17 protein-coding genes are annotated in these 16322 nt (G+C 67.9%); 7 read left to right on the forward strand and 10 right to left on the reverse strand.

Going from position 1 to position 16322, the window contains the following annotated elements; all coding sequences use genetic code 11:
• From D2T30_RS03560 to D2T30_RS03575, 4 genes are read right to left on the reverse strand one after another with little or no spacing between them, the layout of a single operon-like run.
• Complete coding sequence (locus tag D2T30_RS03560) at positions 1 to 267, reverse strand: flagellar biosynthetic protein FliQ (RefSeq protein WP_128207673.1); 267 nt, start codon at positions 265 to 267, stop codon at positions 1 to 3.
• A gap of 3 nt (positions 268 to 270) precedes the next feature.
• On the reverse strand, positions 271 to 558 hold the full coding sequence (gene fliE, locus D2T30_RS03565) for a flagellar hook-basal body complex protein FliE (protein ID WP_128207674.1): 288 nt from the start codon (positions 556 to 558) through the stop codon (positions 271 to 273).
• Between the two features lie 27 nt (positions 559 to 585).
• On the reverse strand, positions 586 to 990 hold the full coding sequence (flgC, locus tag D2T30_RS03570) for a flagellar basal body rod protein FlgC (RefSeq protein ID WP_128182709.1): 405 nt from the start codon (positions 988 to 990) through the stop codon (positions 586 to 588).
• A gap of 2 nt (positions 991 to 992) precedes the next feature.
• The gene (locus tag D2T30_RS03575) at positions 993 to 1376 is read right to left on the reverse strand and encodes a FlgB family protein (protein WP_128207675.1); all 384 of its coding nucleotides are present in this window, start codon (positions 1374 to 1376) and stop codon (positions 993 to 995) included.
• An 82-nt stretch (positions 1377 to 1458) separates the two neighbouring features.
• Between D2T30_RS03575 and D2T30_RS03580 the strand changes: the two genes are divergently transcribed.
• Positions 1459 to 2781 carry a FliI/YscN family ATPase gene (locus tag D2T30_RS03580; protein WP_128207676.1) on the forward strand — a complete coding sequence of 441 codons (1323 nt, stop codon included), beginning with the start codon at positions 1459 to 1461 and terminating at the stop codon, positions 2779 to 2781.
• A gap of 4 nt (positions 2782 to 2785) precedes the next feature.
• Here the strand turns inward: D2T30_RS03580 and D2T30_RS03585 are convergent, their stop codons facing one another.
• The 3 genes from D2T30_RS03585 to trmB are packed head-to-tail and all read right to left on the reverse strand — an operon-like array spanning position 2786 to position 5479.
• On the reverse strand, positions 2786 to 3379 hold the full coding sequence (locus D2T30_RS03585) for a (d)CMP kinase (protein WP_128207677.1): 594 nt from the start codon (positions 3377 to 3379) through the stop codon (positions 2786 to 2788).
• A complete protein-coding gene (aroA, locus tag D2T30_RS03590) occupies positions 3376 to 4725 on the reverse strand; it encodes a 3-phosphoshikimate 1-carboxyvinyltransferase (RefSeq protein WP_128207678.1) in 1350 nt (449 codons plus the stop codon). Before aroA ends, D2T30_RS03585 begins: the two co-directional genes overlap by 4 nt.
• Positions 4726 to 4762: 37 nt before the next feature.
• The gene (gene trmB, locus D2T30_RS03595) at positions 4763 to 5479 is read right to left on the reverse strand and encodes a tRNA (guanosine(46)-N7)-methyltransferase TrmB (RefSeq protein WP_128207679.1); all 717 of its coding nucleotides are present in this window, start codon (positions 5477 to 5479) and stop codon (positions 4763 to 4765) included.
• A 226-nt stretch (positions 5480 to 5705) separates the two neighbouring features.
• Here trmB and lexA point away from each other — a divergent pair, with 226 nt between their 5' ends.
• Positions 5706 to 6410 (forward strand): transcriptional repressor LexA, encoded by a 705-nt coding sequence (gene lexA, locus D2T30_RS03600; protein WP_128207680.1) that lies wholly within the window; start codon positions 5706 to 5708, stop codon positions 6408 to 6410.
• A 10-nt stretch (positions 6411 to 6420) separates the two neighbouring features.
• On the opposite strand, the gene D2T30_RS03605 is transcribed toward lexA, so the two are convergent.
• Positions 6421 to 8529, reverse strand: a complete 2109-nt coding sequence (locus D2T30_RS03605) for a ComEC/Rec2 family competence protein (protein ID WP_241651190.1) — start codon at positions 8527 to 8529, stop codon at positions 6421 to 6423.
• A gap of 119 nt (positions 8530 to 8648) precedes the next feature.
• Here D2T30_RS03605 and gltX point away from each other — a divergent pair, with 119 nt between their 5' ends.
• The 5 genes from gltX (at position 8649) to D2T30_RS03630 (ending at position 14433) form a co-directional block, all read left to right on the forward strand.
• The gene (gene gltX / locus D2T30_RS03610; RefSeq protein WP_128182695.1) at positions 8649 to 10049 is read left to right on the forward strand and encodes a glutamate--tRNA ligase; all 1401 of its coding nucleotides are present in this window, start codon (positions 8649 to 8651) and stop codon (positions 10047 to 10049) included.
• A 75-nt stretch (positions 10050 to 10124) separates the two neighbouring features.
• The gene (gene gltA, locus D2T30_RS03615) at positions 10125 to 11420 is read left to right on the forward strand and encodes a citrate synthase (protein WP_128182693.1); all 1296 of its coding nucleotides are present in this window, start codon (positions 10125 to 10127) and stop codon (positions 11418 to 11420) included.
• A gap of 310 nt (positions 11421 to 11730) precedes the next feature.
• The gene (gene surE, locus D2T30_RS03620; protein ID WP_128182691.1) at positions 11731 to 12510 is read left to right on the forward strand and encodes a 5'/3'-nucleotidase SurE; all 780 of its coding nucleotides are present in this window, start codon (positions 11731 to 11733) and stop codon (positions 12508 to 12510) included.
• A complete protein-coding gene (locus tag D2T30_RS03625; protein ID WP_128182689.1) occupies positions 12507 to 13175 on the forward strand; it encodes a protein-L-isoaspartate(D-aspartate) O-methyltransferase in 669 nt (222 codons plus the stop codon). Before surE ends, D2T30_RS03625 begins: the two co-directional genes overlap by 4 nt.
• A 52-nt stretch (positions 13176 to 13227) precedes the next feature.
• Positions 13228 to 14433, forward strand: a complete 1206-nt coding sequence (locus D2T30_RS03630) for a M23 family metallopeptidase (RefSeq protein ID WP_128207681.1) — start codon at positions 13228 to 13230, stop codon at positions 14431 to 14433.
• A gap of 10 nt (positions 14434 to 14443) precedes the next feature.
• Here D2T30_RS03630 and gltS read toward each other — a convergent pair whose 3' ends face one another.
• Positions 14444 to 15640: a sodium/glutamate symporter gene (gltS, locus tag D2T30_RS03635; RefSeq protein ID WP_128207682.1), complete on the reverse strand. Its 1197-nt coding sequence runs from the start codon at positions 15638 to 15640 to the stop codon at positions 14444 to 14446.
• Positions 15637 to 16245, reverse strand: a complete 609-nt coding sequence (locus D2T30_RS03640; protein ID WP_164884191.1) for a TetR/AcrR family transcriptional regulator — start codon at positions 16243 to 16245, stop codon at positions 15637 to 15639. The genes gltS and D2T30_RS03640 overlap by 4 nt, the downstream gene beginning before the upstream one ends.
• Positions 16246 to 16322 lie beyond the last annotated feature (77 nt).

A 16322-nucleotide genomic window follows, 5' to 3' on the forward strand; every position in this document is an offset into this window, starting at 1 on the left:
TCATTGCCCCAGAATGCGGGGAATGACCCCGGTATCGAAGAAATTGACCAGCGTATCGGTCATGAAGGACATCGAGACCCAGAACACCGCCACGATGGCGAGCACCTTCGGCACGAAGGTCAGGGTCATTTCCTGAATCGAGGTGAGCGCCTGGAACAGACCGATCGCCACCCCGGTGACCAAGGCCACGGTGAGGATCGGGGCGGAGATGATCACCGCCGCCCACAGCGCCTGCCGCATGGCGTCGTATATGATCACGTCCCGCATGGATCACACCGGCATCCGCAGGATTTCCTGATAGGCCTCGACGACCTTGTCGCGGATCGCCACGGCCGTCTCGACCGCCAGTTCGGTCTGGGCCAGCGCCTGCACCAGCGCATGCGGCTCGACCCCGCCGAGCATGGCGGATTTCGCCGTTTCCTCGCCGTTGCGGAGCGTATCGGTGAAATCCTGCACGAAACCCGAGATCGTGGCGGATCCGCCCTCGGCCGAGGGTGAAACGGCGGTCCGGGCCTGCGAATACCCCAGCGAGGCAAGCGAAGACGTTGATATTTCCATTCTGGTCCTCTTGAGCAGCGAAAGGTATCAGCGGCGCAGCAGATCGAGCACGGCGGACGACATCTGGCGAGCCTGATCGAACATCCGCAGGTTGGCCTCGTAACTCCGCTGCGCCTCGCGGGCATCGGCGATCTCGACCACCAGATCGACGTTCGAGCCATCCAGATAGCCGGTCTGATCCGCCATCGGATGCCCCGGATCGTAGATCCGCGGCAGGGCGCGTTCGTCCAGCGTCACATCGCTGGTCTGGACCGCGCCCGGGGTATCCGTCTCGGGGCCGAAGCCCTGCGCCACCTCCTCGAACGACACGAGCTTGCGCCGATAGCCGGGCGTATCGGCATTGGCGACGTTTTCCGCGACATGGCGCAGCCGCTGCGCCTGCGCCTGCATCCCCGAGGCGGACAGCGACAGGGCACTGGTGAAATCGTTCATGGTCAGCCCTTCCCGATGCTGGAGCGCAGAATGCCGAGCGATGTCCTGTAGATCGTCAGCGCGAGGTCATGCTCGCGCTTGACGTCGACGGATTTCACCAGCTCGTTCTCCAGCGAGACATTGTTGCCGTTGGGCGCGGGCTCGGCCGTATCCTCGACGCTTCCGGCCCGCAGCACGGCATCCCCCGCGCCGATATGCCCTGCCCGCGTCGCCCGCATCCCCTCGCCCGAGGCCTGCCGATAGGTTTCGGCGAAATCCGTCAGATCCTTCGCCCTGAAATCCGGCGTGTTCGCATTCGCGACATTATGCGCGATCAGGTTCTGGCGCTGCGTGGCATGGGTCGCCATCGCCTGAGCCGTCCGCAAGATTTCCAAATTCTCAAACATCCGGGGCTTCTCCTCCGAGCGATCAACCTTGGATTAAGAGCGAATCATTTAGAAAACCTTTCGGGTACAGAAGGAACCTGGAATGGCTTTTCCCGAACTCGACCGGCTCCGCGCCGAAATCGCGGACATGCAGATCATCACCCCGTTCGGCCTTGTGACCGAGGTGAGCGGCGGCACGATCCTCGCCTCGGGCCTGCGCAGGCGCGCGCGCCTTGGCGACCGGGTGGCGCTGCGCTGCCGGGGGGAACGGATCGGCGGCGAGGTCATCGGCCTTGGCAGCGAGGTGCAGATCCTTGCGGATCGCGCGCCCGAGGGGCTGGCGATCGGCGACCGGGTCGAGCTTCTGGAGGCGAAGGGCATCGCCCCCGACACCTCATGGATCGGCCGGGTCATCGACCCGTTCGGCCAGCCGCTGGACGGACGGCCGCTGGCGCGCGGGCCGGCCCGGCGCGATCTGCGCGCGGATCCGCCGCCCGCCGCGCACCGGCGCCGGCTCGGGCCGCGGCTGGAAACCGGCCTGTGCGCCTTCAACACGATGCTGCCGCTGGTGCGCGGCCAGCGGATCGGTCTGTTCGCCGGATCGGGTGTGGGGAAGTCGACACTGCTGGCGCAGTTCGCCCGCGGGGTTTCCGCCGATGTGGTGGTGCTGGCGCTGATCGGCGAACGCGGGCGCGAGCTGCGTGAATTCATCGAAAAGGTCCTTGGACCCGAGGGGATGGCCCGTTCGGTCATCGTCGCCGCCACCTCGGACCAGTCGCCGCTGATCCGGCGCCGCTGCGCATGGGCCGCGATGACGGTGGCCGAGTTCTTCCGCGATCAGGGGAAACAGGTGCTGTTCCTCGCCGACAGCGTCACCCGCTTCGCCGAGGCGCACCGCGAGGTCGCCCTTGCCGGGGGCGAGGCGCCAAGCCTGCGCGGCTTTCCCCCCTCCGTCTCGCACCAGATCATGTCGCTTGCGGAACGCGCCGGGCCGGGGGTGGAGGGATCTGGCGACATCACCGCGATCTTCTCCGTCCTCGTCGCCGGGTCGGACATGGAGGAGCCGGTGGCCGACATCCTGCGCGGCACGCTCGACGGTCACGTCGTCCTTGACCGCGCCATCGCCGAACGCGGGCGGTTCCCGGCGGTCGATCTGCTGCGCTCGGTGTCGCGGTCGCTGCCGGATGCGGCGAGCGCGGCGGAAAACGCCCTGATCGCACAGGCGCGCCGGCTTCTGGGCGCCTATGACCGGGCCGAGATGATGATTCAGGCGGGGCTTTATGCCGCCGGCTCGGACCCGGCGATCGACGCGGCGATCCGGGTCTGGCCCGCGCTCGACGCCTTTCTGGGAGAGCCGGAGCCGGTGAATGCGGCGACCAGCTTCACCCGGCTCGCACAGGCACTGGCCGGGGCGGAGGCGCCCTGACGGGTCAGGTCAGACGGTGGGCAACGGCGGCACAGGCGCGCTCGACCGCCTCGTCGATCGACAGGGTGGAGGTGTCGATCATGACCGCATCATGGGCCGGGCGCAGCGGCGCGTCGGTGCGGTTCATGTCGCGCGCGTCGCGCTCGCGGACCTCGGCCAGAACCTTCGCGGCGTCACCGCCGACCTCCAGCCAGCGGCGATGCGCGCGGACCTCGGGCGCGGCGGTGACGAACAGCTTCACCTCCGCCTCGGGGCAGATGACCGTGCCGATGTCGCGCCCGTCCAGAACCGCGCCGCCTTCGCGTCGGGCGAAGCGGCGCTGGAAATCGACCAGCGCAAGGCGCACCTCGGGGATCGCCGCGACCTTCGAGGCCGCCTGACCGGCCGCGAGCGTGCGCAGACCGCCCCGCGACAGATCCCCGGCCGTCAGGGTCCGGGCCGCCGCGACGGGATCCATACCCTCATCCACCCGCGCGCCGACCGCCCGATAGAGCAGCCCGGTATCCAGATGCGCGAGGCCGAACCGCTCCGCCACGGCGCGGCTGATCGTGCCCTTGCCCGCGGCGGCAGGCCCGTCGATGGCAACGGTGAAGATCATTCCCCGGTCCGCAGGATATCGGCGCCGAGGCCGCGCATCAGATCCTCGAACACCGGGAAGGAGGTGGCGATGGGCGAGCCGTCATCCACCGCCACCGGCCGTTGCGCGGCAAGACCGAGGACGAGGAAGCTCATCGCGATGCGGTGGTCGATATGCGTCGCGCAGGTCGCGCCGCCCGGCACACCCTCCGGCCCCAGCCCGTGGACGATCAGCGTGTCCCGATCCTCCTCGACCCGCACGCCGCAGGCTTCGAGCCCGCGCGCCATCGCGTCGATCCGGTCGGATTCCTTGACCCGCAGTTCCTTCACCCCGCGCATCACCGTGGTGCCGGTGGCAAAGGCGGCGACCACCGCCAGCACCGGGTATTCGTCGATCATCGAGGCCGCGCGTTCCGGCGGCACCGCAATGCCCGTCAGCGCGGAATGGTGCACGCGCAGGTCGGCCACCGGCTCACCCCCCTCTTCGCGCGGGTTTTCAAAGGCGATCTCGGCGCCCATCTCGACCAGCGTGGCGAACAGGCCGTTGCGCGTCGGGTTCTGGCTGACGCCGGGCACGAGGATGTCGGACCCCGGCACGATCAGCGCCGCGCAGACCGGGAAGGCGGCGGAGCTGGGATCGCGCGGCACGGCGACACGCTGGCCGGTCAGCTCGGGCTGGCCTTGCAGGGTGATGACCCGGCCCTTGGGCGTTTCCTCGATGGTCAGATCGGCGCCGAAGCCGCGCAGCATCCGTTCGGTATGGTCGCGGGTCGCCTCGCGCTCGATCACCACCGTCTGGCCCGGCGCGTTCAGCCCGGCCAGAAGCACCGCCGATTTCACCTGCGCCGAGGGCATCGGCACCGTGTAGCGCACCGGCACGGGTTCCGCCGCGCCAACGATGGTCATCGGCAGCCGTCCGCCCTGCCGCCCCACGGCCCGCGTACCGAAGAGCGCCAGCGGATCGGTCACCCGCCCCATCGGCCGCTTGCGCAGGGATGCGTCGCCGGTGAAGGTCGCGCTGATCGGCGAGGTCGCCATCGCCCCCATGATGAGCCGCACCCCGGTGCCGGAATTGCCGCAGTCGATGATGTCCGAGGGTTCGGCGAAACCGCCCACCCCCACGCCATCGATCACCCAGTGACCGGGGCCGAGCCGTTCTACGGTCGCACCGAAGGCCCGCATCGCCTTGGCCGTGTCCAGAACGTCCTGCCCTTCGAGCAGGCCCGTCACCTCGGTCCGTCCGACCGAAAGCGCGCCAAGGATCAGCGCGCGATGCGAAATCGACTTGTCGCCCGGCACCTCGGCGGTGCCGCGCAAGGGCGCGCCTTTGCGCGCGATCATCCCGATGGGTTCACCGTGGCCGGACATGGGCACCTCCCTGCTGGTCGGCCCCTGTTAGCAGCCCTCAGGCGCGGCGAAAAGTGGCGTAATCGGGCACGCGCCCCTCGCGCAGGGCTTTCTGCTCGTAACGGGTGGAGATCCAGTCCTCCCACGGGGTGCCGGAATGGGCGATCAGCTCGAACCCGGCGGCGGGGACCTCTTCCAGCGTCTGGCGCATGTAATCGGGAATGTCGGTCGCCACGCGGAACATCGCGTTCGGCGCCAGTACCCGGTGCAGCGGCAGAAGATGTTCGGGCGTGACGAAGCGGCGCCGGTGGTGGCGCGCCTTCGGCCAGGGGTCGGGGTAGTTCAGGAACGCCCGCGCCACCGAGCCTTCGGGCAGCACATCCATCAGATCGCGCGCATCGCCCGGATGCACGGCAAGGTTCGTCACCCCCGCCTGCCGGATCTTGCCCAGAAGCATGGCGACGCCGTTGATGAAGGGCTCGGCGCCGATGATGTTCACGTCGCGGTAGCGCGCGGCCATGTGGACCAGATGCTCTCCTCCGCCGAAGCCGACCTCCAGCCAGATCGGATTGTCGTTGCCGAAGAAGGCCGCGAGGTCGAGCGGTTCGCGCGTGGGGTTTTCCTCATGCGTGATGCCGCGCGGACGGAGGCGGTCCAGATCCTCGTTCAGATAGGTCTTCTGGCTGGCGCGCATGGTCTTGCCCGAGCGGCGGCCATAGAAATTGCGCCACGGACGCGGGGAACCTTCGGAGGGGTGTTCGGTCTCGTCACTCATGCCCGCGCCCATAGGCCGGGAAAACGGGGGCGGTCAAGTCCCCGTTGCGCGATTTGGCGGCGGAGCAAGGGGGCCAGCCCCCTCTTTGCCTTCGGCAAATTCACCCCCGGGATATTTTTGGAAAGATGATGGGAGGAAGATGGGATGTCGCGAATCCTTGACCGGATGCGGGAACAACGGTAGAACTTTAGGGGAACGCATGCGAACAGGGCAAGGGGCGCCATAGATGCTGACGCGCAAACAACTGGAATTGCTCAATTTCATCCATACGCGCGTGGCGCGGGACGGTGTTCCCCCTTCGTTCGACGAAATGAAGGATGCGCTGGACCTGCGGTCGAAATCCGGCATCCACCGGCTGATCACGGCTTTGGAGGAACGCGGCTTCATCCGCCGTCTCGCGCATCGCGCCCGTGCGATCGAGATCGTCAAGCTGCCCGAGGCGCTGGAAAGCGGCGAGGCGGCGCGCGCGGGGTTCAGCCCGAAGGTGATCAAGGGCGACCGGGCCGATCCGCCGCGCGACGCGCTGCCGGTTGCGGCGATCGACGCGATGGAGGTTCCGCTCATGGGCCGGATCGCGGCGGGCGTGCCGATCGAGGCGATCGCCCATGTTTCCAGCCATGTCGCCGTGCCCGGAGCCATGCTGTCGGGTCGCGGGGAGCATTATGCGCTTGAGGTGAAGGGCGATTCGATGATCGAGGCCGGGATCAACGAAGGCGACGTCGTGGTGATCCGCAGCCAGTCCACCGCCGACAATGGCGATATCGTCGTCGCGCTGGTCGAGGAGCAGGAAGCCACCCTGAAACGCTACTACCGGCGCGGCGCGATGATCGCGCTTGAAGCCGCGAACCCGGCCTATGAACCGCGCATTCTGCGCGAGGATCAGGTGCGGGTGCAGGGGCGGCTCGTCGGCCTGATCCGCACCTATTCCTGATCCGCTCCCGTTATTGAGCCCATCGGCCCGCGACGGTCCACGGCCGCATGCCGGAGACGGCATTCGCCCATGTGACATCGCCGCGCGCATCGAAGGCAAGCGCGCCGCTGTCGCGCAGGCGCGGCTGATCCCAGATCTCGCATGATCCCGCGCCCTCTGCCGGGGCGGTGCCGGCGAGAATGACCAGCGCCCCGTCGCGGCAGTATTGCGGCAGGCTTTCCAGCCCTGCCTTGCCGGTCAGATGCACCACCGCCCTGCCCTGCCAGTTCGCAACGCGCGCACCGCGATCGCCCGTGAATACCGGGCGGACAGCGGCTTCGGCCACCGTCGCCCCATCGCCATCCGCCGCAAGCCAGCTCGACGCGACGAAATCCGCCACCGGCTTCGACAGGCCGCGCCCCTCCGGCCCGGCAAGGCCGACGATCTCGGCCCCCGACGACACAAGCAGCGCGGGCCTTTCCGCCTGCGTCCACAGCACCATCGACACCGCCACCGCGACCATGCCCGCCATGCGCAGCGGCCCGCGCGCCAGAACCGCGACGACGGCGCCAAGCGACATCACCGGCAGCACCGCGGCGGGCGGCGCCATCACCATGACCGAGGCGCCCTTCAGCCCCGCCACCCATTCGGCGACGAGGATCATCCAGCGCGTGCCCAGATCCATCACCCACAGCGCCGGCGCCGCCAGCCCGAAGGGTGCCAGAACCGCCGCGATCACGCCCCCCGGCATCACCAGCGTGCCCATCACCGGCACGGCGAGGAAATTCGCCAGCAGCCCATAACCCGATCCGCGGTTGAAATGCGCCGCCGCGATCGGTCCGGTCACGATCCCGGCGACCAGCGAGGTGAACAGCAGCGCGATCGCCGGGCGCAGCAGATGCGGCAGCGGGCGGCTCCATTCCGCCCAACGGGTGTTGGAAACGATCAGCCCCACCGTCGCGGCGAAGGACATCTGGAAGCCCGGCTCGGTCAGGCTTTCGGGCCGCGCGATCAGGATCATCACCGCCGCGATCGCCACGGTGCGCAGCGACAGCGCCCGCCGGTCGAACAGCACCGCCAGCAGCATCACCGCCGCCATGATGTAGGACCGCTGTGTCGCCACCTCCGGCCCCGCGATCCACAGATAGACGCTTGCCGCGATCAGCGCCGCCGCCGCCGCGATCTTCTTCGCCGGCAGGATCAGCGCGAGGGTGCCGCAGGCCGCAAGCCCGTAGCGGATCGCGGCGAAGACGAATCCCGCCAGCATCGCCATGTGCAGCCCCGAGATCGAGACGATGTGGTAGAGGTTCGAGATCCGCATCACCTCGTTCGTGGCCTCGGTGATGCCGGATCGGTCGCCGGTCATCAGCGCTGCCGCCACCGCCCCCGCCTGTCCGGGCATCCGTTCCTGCATGGCGCGCGAGATCGCCATCCGCGCGCGGTGCCCGGCCAGCGCCAGATCGTGCGGATCAGCGCCTTCGACCAGCATCACCGGCGTGCGGCTGTAACCGACCGCGCCCAGACTTTCGAACCATGCGGTGCGGCGGTAGTCCCAGCCGCCCGGCTCCGCCGGCCCGTTCGGCGCCATCAGATTTGCGGTCAGCATCACCCGCATCCCCGGTTCCGGCAAAAGATGGTCCTGCGCCCCGTGCAGCGACACCCGCACCCGTTCCGGCGTGCGCTCGGGCGCCACCCGTTTCAGCGTCACCCGGTCGAGCGTCAGCCGGATCAGATCGCGCGAGGAACGGTCGACCTTGACGATGCGCCCCTCGACCGGGCCATAATAGCGGAAATCCAGCACCGGAGCGGCGACGGAATGCGTGCGATGGGCCGACAGAAGAAAGCCAAGCGCCGCAAAGGCCACAAGCCCCGCCAGCAGGCGCAGGGCCTCGGGCCCGCGCAGCAGGCCGGCCACGCCCGCGACCATGACCGCCAGCAACACCGCCAGCACCGGCCCCGAAGGCTCGGTCCGCAGAGCGAAATAGACCCCGCCGCCGCAGCCGATCGCCACCGGCATCCACAGCACCAGATCCGCCCTTGCCCGGGCCAGCGCCGCCCCCGGATCGGCGAATCCCGCCCACCAGCGGGCGCCATCCCCCCAAAGACGTGCCGCCCGGAAGGATCCGACCCGTTCCGACACCTTGTTTCCCGCCCCCGCCGCGCTTAGACATTCCGCGAATGCCAGCCTGCAGGCTATATGGTTTCCAATTCGTTAATGCGCCCCGTCCTGCTTGTGGAACGGCGCAGGAAAGGTCCCTGATGTCCGACAAGATCGTCACCCGCTTCGCCCCCTCGCCCACCGGCTATCTGCATATCGGCGGCGCGCGCACCGCGCTGTTCAACTGGCTCTTCGCGCGCGGCCACGGCGGCACCTTCCTGTTGCGCATCGAGGATACCGACCGCGCCCGCTCCACCCCCGAGGCGACGGCCGCGATCCTGAAGGGGCTGACGTGGCTTGGCCTCGACTGGGATGGCGATGTCGTCAGCCAGTTCGAGCGCGCCCCCCGCCATGCCGAGGTGGCGCATGAGATGCTGGCCCGCGGCGGCGCCTACAAGTGCTTCTCCACGCAGGAGGAGATCGAGGCCTTCCGCGAACAGGCCCGGGCCGAGGGGCGCAGCACGCTGTTCCGCTCGCCGTGGCGCGACGCCGACCCCTCGACCTACCCGGACGCGCCCTATGTGATCCGGCTCAAGGCCCCGCGCGAGGGCGTGACCGTGATCCACGACAAGGTGCAGGGCGATGTGACGATCCGCAACGACCAGCTTGACGACATGGTCTGCCTGCGCTCGGACGGGACGCCGACCTACATGCTGGCCGTGGTGGTCGACGATCAGGACATGGGCGTGACCCATGTGATCCGGGGCGACGACCATCTGGTGAACGCCGCGCGGCAGATGCAGATCTATCACGCCATGGGCTGGCAGGTGCCGGTCTATGCCCACATCCCGCTGATCCACGGCCCGGACGGCAAGAAACTGTCGAAGCGTCACGGGGCTGTCGGATTGGAACAGTATCAGGCAATGGGCTATCCGGCCTCGGGGATGCGCAATTACCTGGCACGTCTGGGATGGAGCCACGGCGATGACGAGTTCTTTACCGACGAACAGGCCCGGGAATGGTTCGAACTGGAGGGAATCGGCCGTTCGCCGTCGCGTCTGGACTTCAAGAAGCTCGAAAACATCTGCGGCCGGCATATGGCGGTTTCACCGGATGCCGAACTAATGGGCGGTGTCGCGGGCTATCTTGAGGCGGCCGGCCTGCCCCCCCTGACCGACCGGCAGGCAGAAGGTTTGCGCGAAGCTTTGCCCGCGGTGAAAGGTTCGGCCAAGACTTATCCGCAACTCCTTGAAAAGGCTGAATTCGTCCTGACGGAGCGGCCGATTTCGCCGGATGAGAAGGCGCTGAAACTGCTCGATCCGGTATCCCGTGGTATACTCGGCGAATTGACGGCGCGGATTCAAGATGCTAGCTGGACCCGTGAGGAATTGGAGGACATCGTTGGCAATGTGGCAAAAGCGCACGGGCTCGGAATGGGAAAAGTCGCTGGCCCCTTGCGCGCGGCCCTTGCAGGACGTTCAGTGACACCAAGCATCTTCGACATGATGATCGTTCTCGGCCGGGAGGAGACCCTGGCGAGGATCAAGGATCAGGCGGCCTGAGGCCCGGTCGCCTTCCCGGGGAACCGGACGCAATGACCCGGCGCGGCCCAGCCGGACGACAGGAAAGGGAACCTCATGGCAGATACCAAGCGCGTAGCCAGGCTTGAGCTCGACGGCAAGACCTACGAGCTTCCGGTGATTTCGCCGAGCGTGGGACCGGATGTGCTGGACATCCGCAAGCTCTATGGCGAGGCGGGAGTATTCACCTACGATCCCGGTTTCACCTCGACCGCCGCCTGTGAATCGACGATCACCTATATCGACGGCGATCAGGGGGAACTCCTGTATCGCGGCTATCCGATCGAACAGCTCGCGGAGAAGTCGCATTACCTCGAAGTCTGCTATCTGCTGCTGAACGGCGAACTGCCGGACCGCGAACAGATGGAGACGTTCGAGCGCACCGTGACCCGTCACACGATGGTGCACGAGCAGATGCACAACTTCTTCCGTGGTTTCCGTCGCGACGCCCACCCTATGGCGACAATGGTGGGCGTTGTCGGGGCGATGTCGGCCTTCTATCACGACTCGACCGATGTGACCGATCCGCGTCAACGTGAAGTCGCCTCTTTCCGGCTGGTGGCCAAGCTGCCGACGATCGCCGCGATGGCCTACAAATATTCGATCGGCCAGCCCTTCGTCTATCCGCGCAACGATCTGGGCTATGCGGCGAACTTCCTGCACATGTGCTTCGCCGTCCCGGCCGAGCCCTATCACGTCCCGCCCGAGCTTGCGACGGCGATGGACCGGATCATGATGCTGCATGCGGATCACGAACAGAACGCCTCGACCTCGACGGTGCGTCTGGCCGGGTCCTCGGGCGCCAATCCCTTCGCCTGTATCGCCGCGGGCATCGCCTGCCTCTGGGGGCCGGCGCATGGCGGCGCGAACCAGGCCTGTCTGGAAATGCTGCGCCAGATCGGCTCGGTCGAGCGGATCCCGGAATTCATCGCCAGGGCCAAGGACAAGAACGATCCGTTCCGCCTGATGGGCTTTGGCCACCGGGTCTACAAGAACTTCGACCCGCGCGCCAAGGTGATGAAGCAGTCGGCGGACGAGGTGCTGGACCTGCTCGGCATCCACAACAACCCGACGCTTCAGGTCGCCAAGGAACTCGAACGGATCGCGCTGGAAGACGATTACTTCGTTTCCAAGAAGCTCTATCCGAACGTCGATTTCTACTCGGGCATCATCCTTGAGGCGATGGGCTTCCCCACCTCGATGTTCACCCCGATCTTCGCGCTGTCGCGGACCGTGGGCTGGATCTCGCAGTGGAAGGAAATGATCTCGGACCCGTCGGGCCGGATCGGCCGTCCGCGCCAGCTTTATACCGGCGCCCCGGCGCGCGATTATGTCGAAGTCGACAACCGCTGAGCCACGGCCAGCCGCAGTCATGGAAGGCCGGGGTATCGCGCCCCGGCCTTTTGCGTTGGCGCGGGCGGAGAGGGCGCAAGGGGGCGCCGCCCCCTCGCGGCTTTGCCGCTCACCCCCGGGATATTTATGGAAGAATGAAGGCAGGAAGGCTGTTTCCCGCGGCACCGAAACGCGCCTTTGCCCCGTCCTTCGGGCCTCGACGGGGCCCTGAAACCACAGTTTCGCCCGGAAAACCCGCCATGCCGGCCTCGGCGCTTGTCGCTTCGGGCCGCTCGGGCTAATCAGGCAGGAGGACGGACCCGAGGACATCATGCGCATCCTGATCACCAATGACGACGGCATCCACGCTCCGGGGCTCGAGGTGCTGCGCGCCATTGCCGAGGAGCTCGCCGGTCCGGGGGGCGAGGTCTGGATCGTCGCGCCCGCCTTTGAACAGTCGGGCGTCGCGCATTGCATCAGCTACACCCGCCCGATGATGATCGCCGAACATGCCCCGCGCCGCTATGCGGCCGAGGGGAGCCCGGCGGATTGCGTTCTGGCGGCGCTTTACGACGTGTTGCGGGACGGGCGGCCGGATCTGGTTTTGTCGGGGGTCAACTCCGGCAACAATTCGGGGGAGAACGCGCTGTATTCCGGCACGGTCGGCGGCGCGATGGAAGCCGCGTTGCAGGGCATCCCGGCCATCGCGCTCTCGCAGTTCATGGGTCCCGGTTGCGGCGAGGACAGGTTCGAGGCCGCCCGCGTCCACGGCCCGGCGCTGATCCGCAGGATCTGGGAAAAGGGCGTGTGGGACAACGGCCCCTACCGCGTCTTCTACAACGTCAACTTCCCGCCGGTGACCGCCGATGCCGTCAAGGGCTTCCGCGTCGCCGCGCAGGGCTACCGCACCGACAGCTTCTTCACCGTCGAGCCGAGCCTGTCGCCCACCGGGCGCCGCTTCCTATGGATCAAGGGCGGTCCGCAGCATACGGCGAGCGAGCCGGGCACCGACGCGGCGCTGAACCTCGACGGCTTCATCTCCGTCACCCCGATGCGCGCCGATCTGACCGCGCATGAGGTGCTGACCGATCTGGAGGCCGCTCTCGCATGACCAGACCGCCCGAAGGCGATGACAGTGACGGAACGGCGGAACGCAAGATGCGCTTTCTGTTCCAGTTGCGCAGCGCGGGCGTGACGGATGCACGGGTGCTGTCGGCGATGGAGCGGATCGACCGGGGGCGGTTCGTGCGCGGCATCTTTGCCGACCGGGCCTATGCGGATGTGCCGCTGCCCATCGCCTGCGGGCAGACCATCTCGCAGCCCTCGATCGTCGGGCTGATGACGCAGGCCTTGCGGATCGGGCCGCGCGACACGGTTCTGGAGATCGGCACGGGGTCCGGCTATCAGGCGGCGGTGCTCGCCTGCCTCGCGCGGCGGGTCTACACGGTCGAGCGCCACCGCCAGCTTGCGCGCGAGGCGCAGGCCCTGTTCGCCGATCTGGGCCTGTCGACCATCGTCTCGCTGGTGGGCGACGGATCGCGCGGCCTGCCCGATCAGGCGCCCTTCGATCGCATCATCGTCACCGCCGCCGCCGAGGATCCACCCGGCACCCTGTTGTCGCAACTGAAGATCGGCGGTATCATGATCGTTCCCGTCGGCCAGTCCGACGCGGTGCAGAGCCTGATCCGTGTAACCCGCCACGAATCGGGCTTTGAATACGAGGAACTGCGCCCGGTCCGTTTCGTTCCCCTGATCGAGGGAACGGCGAACGACTGACCCGGACCCCCAAGGCCCCGGCAACAGGGGCCGCGATGAACGAGGACGAGCCATGACCCCTACCGCCGCCCCCCGGACGACCGCCCGGATTCCCTTGCGCCGCAGCGGCCTGCTGCTGACGGGCTGCGCGTTGGTCGCGCTGGCCGGGTGCAGCGCCAATGGCTATGATCCGGATCTGCGCGGTCTGGCGGGGCTTGGTTTCGACACGTCCTCGGCGGCGCAGCAGGCGGTGCAGGCGCGGCCGCAACCCGACAGCCGGGGCGTGATCTCCTACCCGAATTATCAGGTCGCGGTGGCGCGGCGCGGCGACAGCGCCGCCACTGTCGCGCAGCGGGTGGGCCTCAACCCCGCCGAGCTTGCCAGCTATAACGCGATCGAGCCGAACACGCCGCTGAACAGCGGCGCGGTTCTGGCTTTGCCAAATCGCGTTTCCGAACCGACGGCCGGCACCGCCATCGCCTCTGCCGGGGGCACCGGGGGCGACGACCGGGTGGATATCACCACGCTCGCCTCTTCGGCGATCGACCGGGCGGCCCCGCCCGCAGGCACGACGACGACCGCCGCCGCCGCGCCCGCCCCGGCGGCGGCCCGTGCGGGCGCCGAGCCCGTGCGCCACAAGGTCACCCGCGGCGAGACCGCCTATTCCATCGCCCGCTACTACAACGTCCCGGTGAAATCGCTGGCGGAATGGAACGGCCTTTCGGGCGATCTGAGCGTGCGCGAAGGGCAGTATCTGCTGATCCCGGTCGCCTCGGCTTCGGGTTCGGCCGCCGTCACGCAGCCCGGTCAGGGATCGCCGACGCCGCAACCGCCCTCGGCCGCGACGCCGCTGCCCTCGGAACAGACGGTGGCGGCGGCAACGCCGATCGACCGCTCCGCCGCGCCGGATCTGGGATCGGGGCGCACCAGCGGCGGGCAGTTGCTGATGCCGGTATCGGGCTCGATCATCCGGCCCTATGCCAAGGGCAGGAACGACGGGATCGACATTTCCACCACCGCCGGTGCCCCGGTCAAGGCGGCCGAGGCCGGGACCGTCGCGGCGATCACCCGCGATACGGAGCAGGTGCCGATCCTCGTGCTGCGGCACGCGGACGGGCTGCTGACGGTCTATGCGAACATCGACCAGATCACCGTCGCCAAGGGTGACACGGTGACGCGCGGGCAGACCATCGCCAAGGCGCGCGCGGGCGAAGGCAGCTTCGTCCATTTCGAGGTGCGCAAGGGCCTCGACAGCGTCGATCCGGTGCCCTACCTCTGACGCCCCCCGGTCATCCGGCGAAGAACGAGATGACCAGCGCGTTCACGATGTCGATGAAGAAGCCGCAGACCAGCGGCACGATGATGAAGGCGCGGTGTGCGGCGCCGTATTGCTGCGCCACGGCGGTCATGTTGGCGATGGCCGTGGCCGTCGAGCCGAGCGCGATGCCTCCGAAGCCCGAGGCGATCACCGCCGCCTCGTAATCGCGCCCCATCGCCGGAAAGACCACCCACAGCGACACGGCCAGCGTCAGCGCGATCTGCAGGGCGATCGTCGTCACGATGAACAGCAGGCTGCCGTCCAGTTGCCACAGTTGCAGCCCCATCAGCGTCATGGTCAGGAACAGGCCCAGCGCCAGATCGCCGATCAGCGCCAGCCCGACGCGCACCCCCGGCCATGTCCGCCACATCGCCGGGCCGAAGGTGAAGATGGCGAAATTGCGCATCACGATTCCGGCGAACAGGCAACTGACGAAGGCCGGCAGCGTCAGCCCCGTGGCCGCGATCGCCGCATGCAGCGACATGCCCAGCATGATGGTGACGTTCAGGATCAGGATCGCCCAGAGCAGGCAGAAATAATCCATCCTCGGCGCGGGTTCGTCATGGGCGGTGCCGATGTCCATCTCGCCGTCCGGGACTGGCACGATATGGTGGCGGCGGATCAGGAAGGCGGCCAGCGGTCCGCCGATCAGGCAGGCGGCGATCAGGCCCAGCGTATTCGCCGCCACCCCCAGCTCCAGCACGTTGTCCACGCCCGTCCGCTCGGCCAGGATCGGCGACCAGGCCAGCGCGGTGCCGATCCCCCCGGTCAGCGAAACCGACCCCAGCATCAGCCCGGCGCGCGGCTCCAGCCCGAAAAGCCCGGCCATCCCCATCGCGGCGAGGTTCTGCACCACGATCAGCCCCGAGGCGAGCGCGAGCAGGATCAGGAACGGCCGCCCGCCCTTGCGCAGCGTGCCGATATCCGCCTTGAGCCCGATCCCGGCGAAGAACAGCAGCAGCAGGAAATCGCGGACCTCAAGCTCAAAGCGGATCTCGCGCCCCCAAAAGGCATAGACCAGCGCGGTAAAGGCGGCGCACAGAAATCCGCCGATAACCGGCTCGGGGATGGAATAGTTGCGCAACGCGGCGATGCGCAAGGTCAGGATCTTGCCGCAGATCAGCAGGACAGCCGCGATGGTGAAGGACAGAAAACCGTCGACGATCATGGGGCCTCGGCAGGTGGAACAGGGGTGGCGCAGGCGCAGCGGGGGGTCATGATCTGCGCCAGAACCTCGGTCAGGACGCGCTCGGCCTCTTGCGGATCGGCCCCGGCGACCTGCGGGAGTTTGAGGAAATCGCGCATCATCCGCAAGCCGATCAGCAGCGCCATGACCATCGACGCCCGGAGCGCGCCGTCATCGCCCAGCTTTTCGCTCAACGGCGCGACGAAGAGGCTGTCGAGCCGCTCGCCCACCGGGCCGGCCGCGGCGGGAACCCCCAGCGAGCGGATCAGGACCAGCAGCGGATCGGGCTGCCCCTCCGCCGAAACGGTGCCCCGCTCGAACAACTGCCGTGCGAGGAAGGCGGGCAGTTCGTCCCGCGGCGCGGCGGCAAGGCCGGGATGGTCCGACATTCGCTTCAGCACCTCAAGGAAAAGCTGCTCCTTGGAACCGAAGCAACGATGCACATAGGCCACGTCCACACCGACATCCGCCGCGATCTCGCGCAGCCCGGTATCGTCGTAGGAGGACCGGGCAAAGCGTCGGATCGCCGTTTCCAGAATGCGCTGGCGGGTGGTCGGCGCGGGATCGGCCGTTGACGTGGTGGGCATTTCGCTGGGTCCGGACTCAATCGTGCTTTCGCGGTACGCGACCATCGCGCAAATCGGCAAGGGGGTCAACGACTGTT

Origin of the sequence: Paenirhodobacter populi (assembly GCF_004022215.1) — a bacterium.
GTDB lineage: Bacteria > Pseudomonadota > Alphaproteobacteria > Rhodobacterales > Rhodobacteraceae > Rhodobacter > Rhodobacter populi.

What these genes read in the sequence shown, in the direction of transcription:
- D2T30_RS03560 (WP_128207673.1), bottom strand. Translation starts at nt 267, where the DNA reads ATGCGGGACGTGATCATATACGACGCCATGCGGCAGGCGCTGTGGGCG.
- fliE (WP_128207674.1), bottom strand. Translation starts at nt 558, where the DNA reads ATGGAAATATCAACGTCTTCGCTTGCCTCGCTGGGGTATTCGCAGGCC.
- flgC (WP_128182709.1), bottom strand. Translation starts at nt 990, where the DNA reads ATGAACGATTTCACCAGTGCCCTGTCGCTGTCCGCCTCGGGGATGCAG.
- D2T30_RS03575 (WP_128207675.1), bottom strand. Translation starts at nt 1,376, where the DNA reads ATGTTTGAGAATTTGGAAATCTTGCGGACGGCTCAGGCGATGGCGACC.
- D2T30_RS03580 (WP_128207676.1), top strand. Translation starts at nt 1,459, where the DNA reads ATGGCTTTTCCCGAACTCGACCGGCTCCGCGCCGAAATCGCGGACATG.
- D2T30_RS03585 (WP_128207677.1), bottom strand. Translation starts at nt 3,379, where the DNA reads ATGATCTTCACCGTTGCCATCGACGGGCCTGCCGCCGCGGGCAAGGGC.
- aroA (WP_128207678.1), bottom strand. Translation starts at nt 4,725, where the DNA reads ATGTCCGGCCACGGTGAACCCATCGGGATGATCGCGCGCAAAGGCGCG.
- trmB (WP_128207679.1), bottom strand. Translation starts at nt 5,479, where the DNA reads ATGAGTGACGAGACCGAACACCCCTCCGAAGGTTCCCCGCGTCCGTGG.
- lexA (WP_128207680.1), top strand. Translation starts at nt 5,706, where the DNA reads ATGCTGACGCGCAAACAACTGGAATTGCTCAATTTCATCCATACGCGC.
- gltX (WP_128182695.1), top strand. Translation starts at nt 8,649, where the DNA reads ATGTCCGACAAGATCGTCACCCGCTTCGCCCCCTCGCCCACCGGCTAT.
- gltA (WP_128182693.1), top strand. Translation starts at nt 10,125, where the DNA reads ATGGCAGATACCAAGCGCGTAGCCAGGCTTGAGCTCGACGGCAAGACC.
- surE (WP_128182691.1), top strand. Translation starts at nt 11,731, where the DNA reads ATGCGCATCCTGATCACCAATGACGACGGCATCCACGCTCCGGGGCTC.
- D2T30_RS03625 (WP_128182689.1), top strand. Translation starts at nt 12,507, where the DNA reads ATGACCAGACCGCCCGAAGGCGATGACAGTGACGGAACGGCGGAACGC.
- D2T30_RS03630 (WP_128207681.1), top strand. Translation starts at nt 13,228, where the DNA reads ATGACCCCTACCGCCGCCCCCCGGACGACCGCCCGGATTCCCTTGCGC.
- gltS (WP_128207682.1), bottom strand. Translation starts at nt 15,640, where the DNA reads ATGATCGTCGACGGTTTTCTGTCCTTCACCATCGCGGCTGTCCTGCTG.
- D2T30_RS03640 (WP_164884191.1), bottom strand. Translation starts at nt 16,245, where the DNA reads ATGCCCACCACGTCAACGGCCGATCCCGCGCCGACCACCCGCCAGCGC.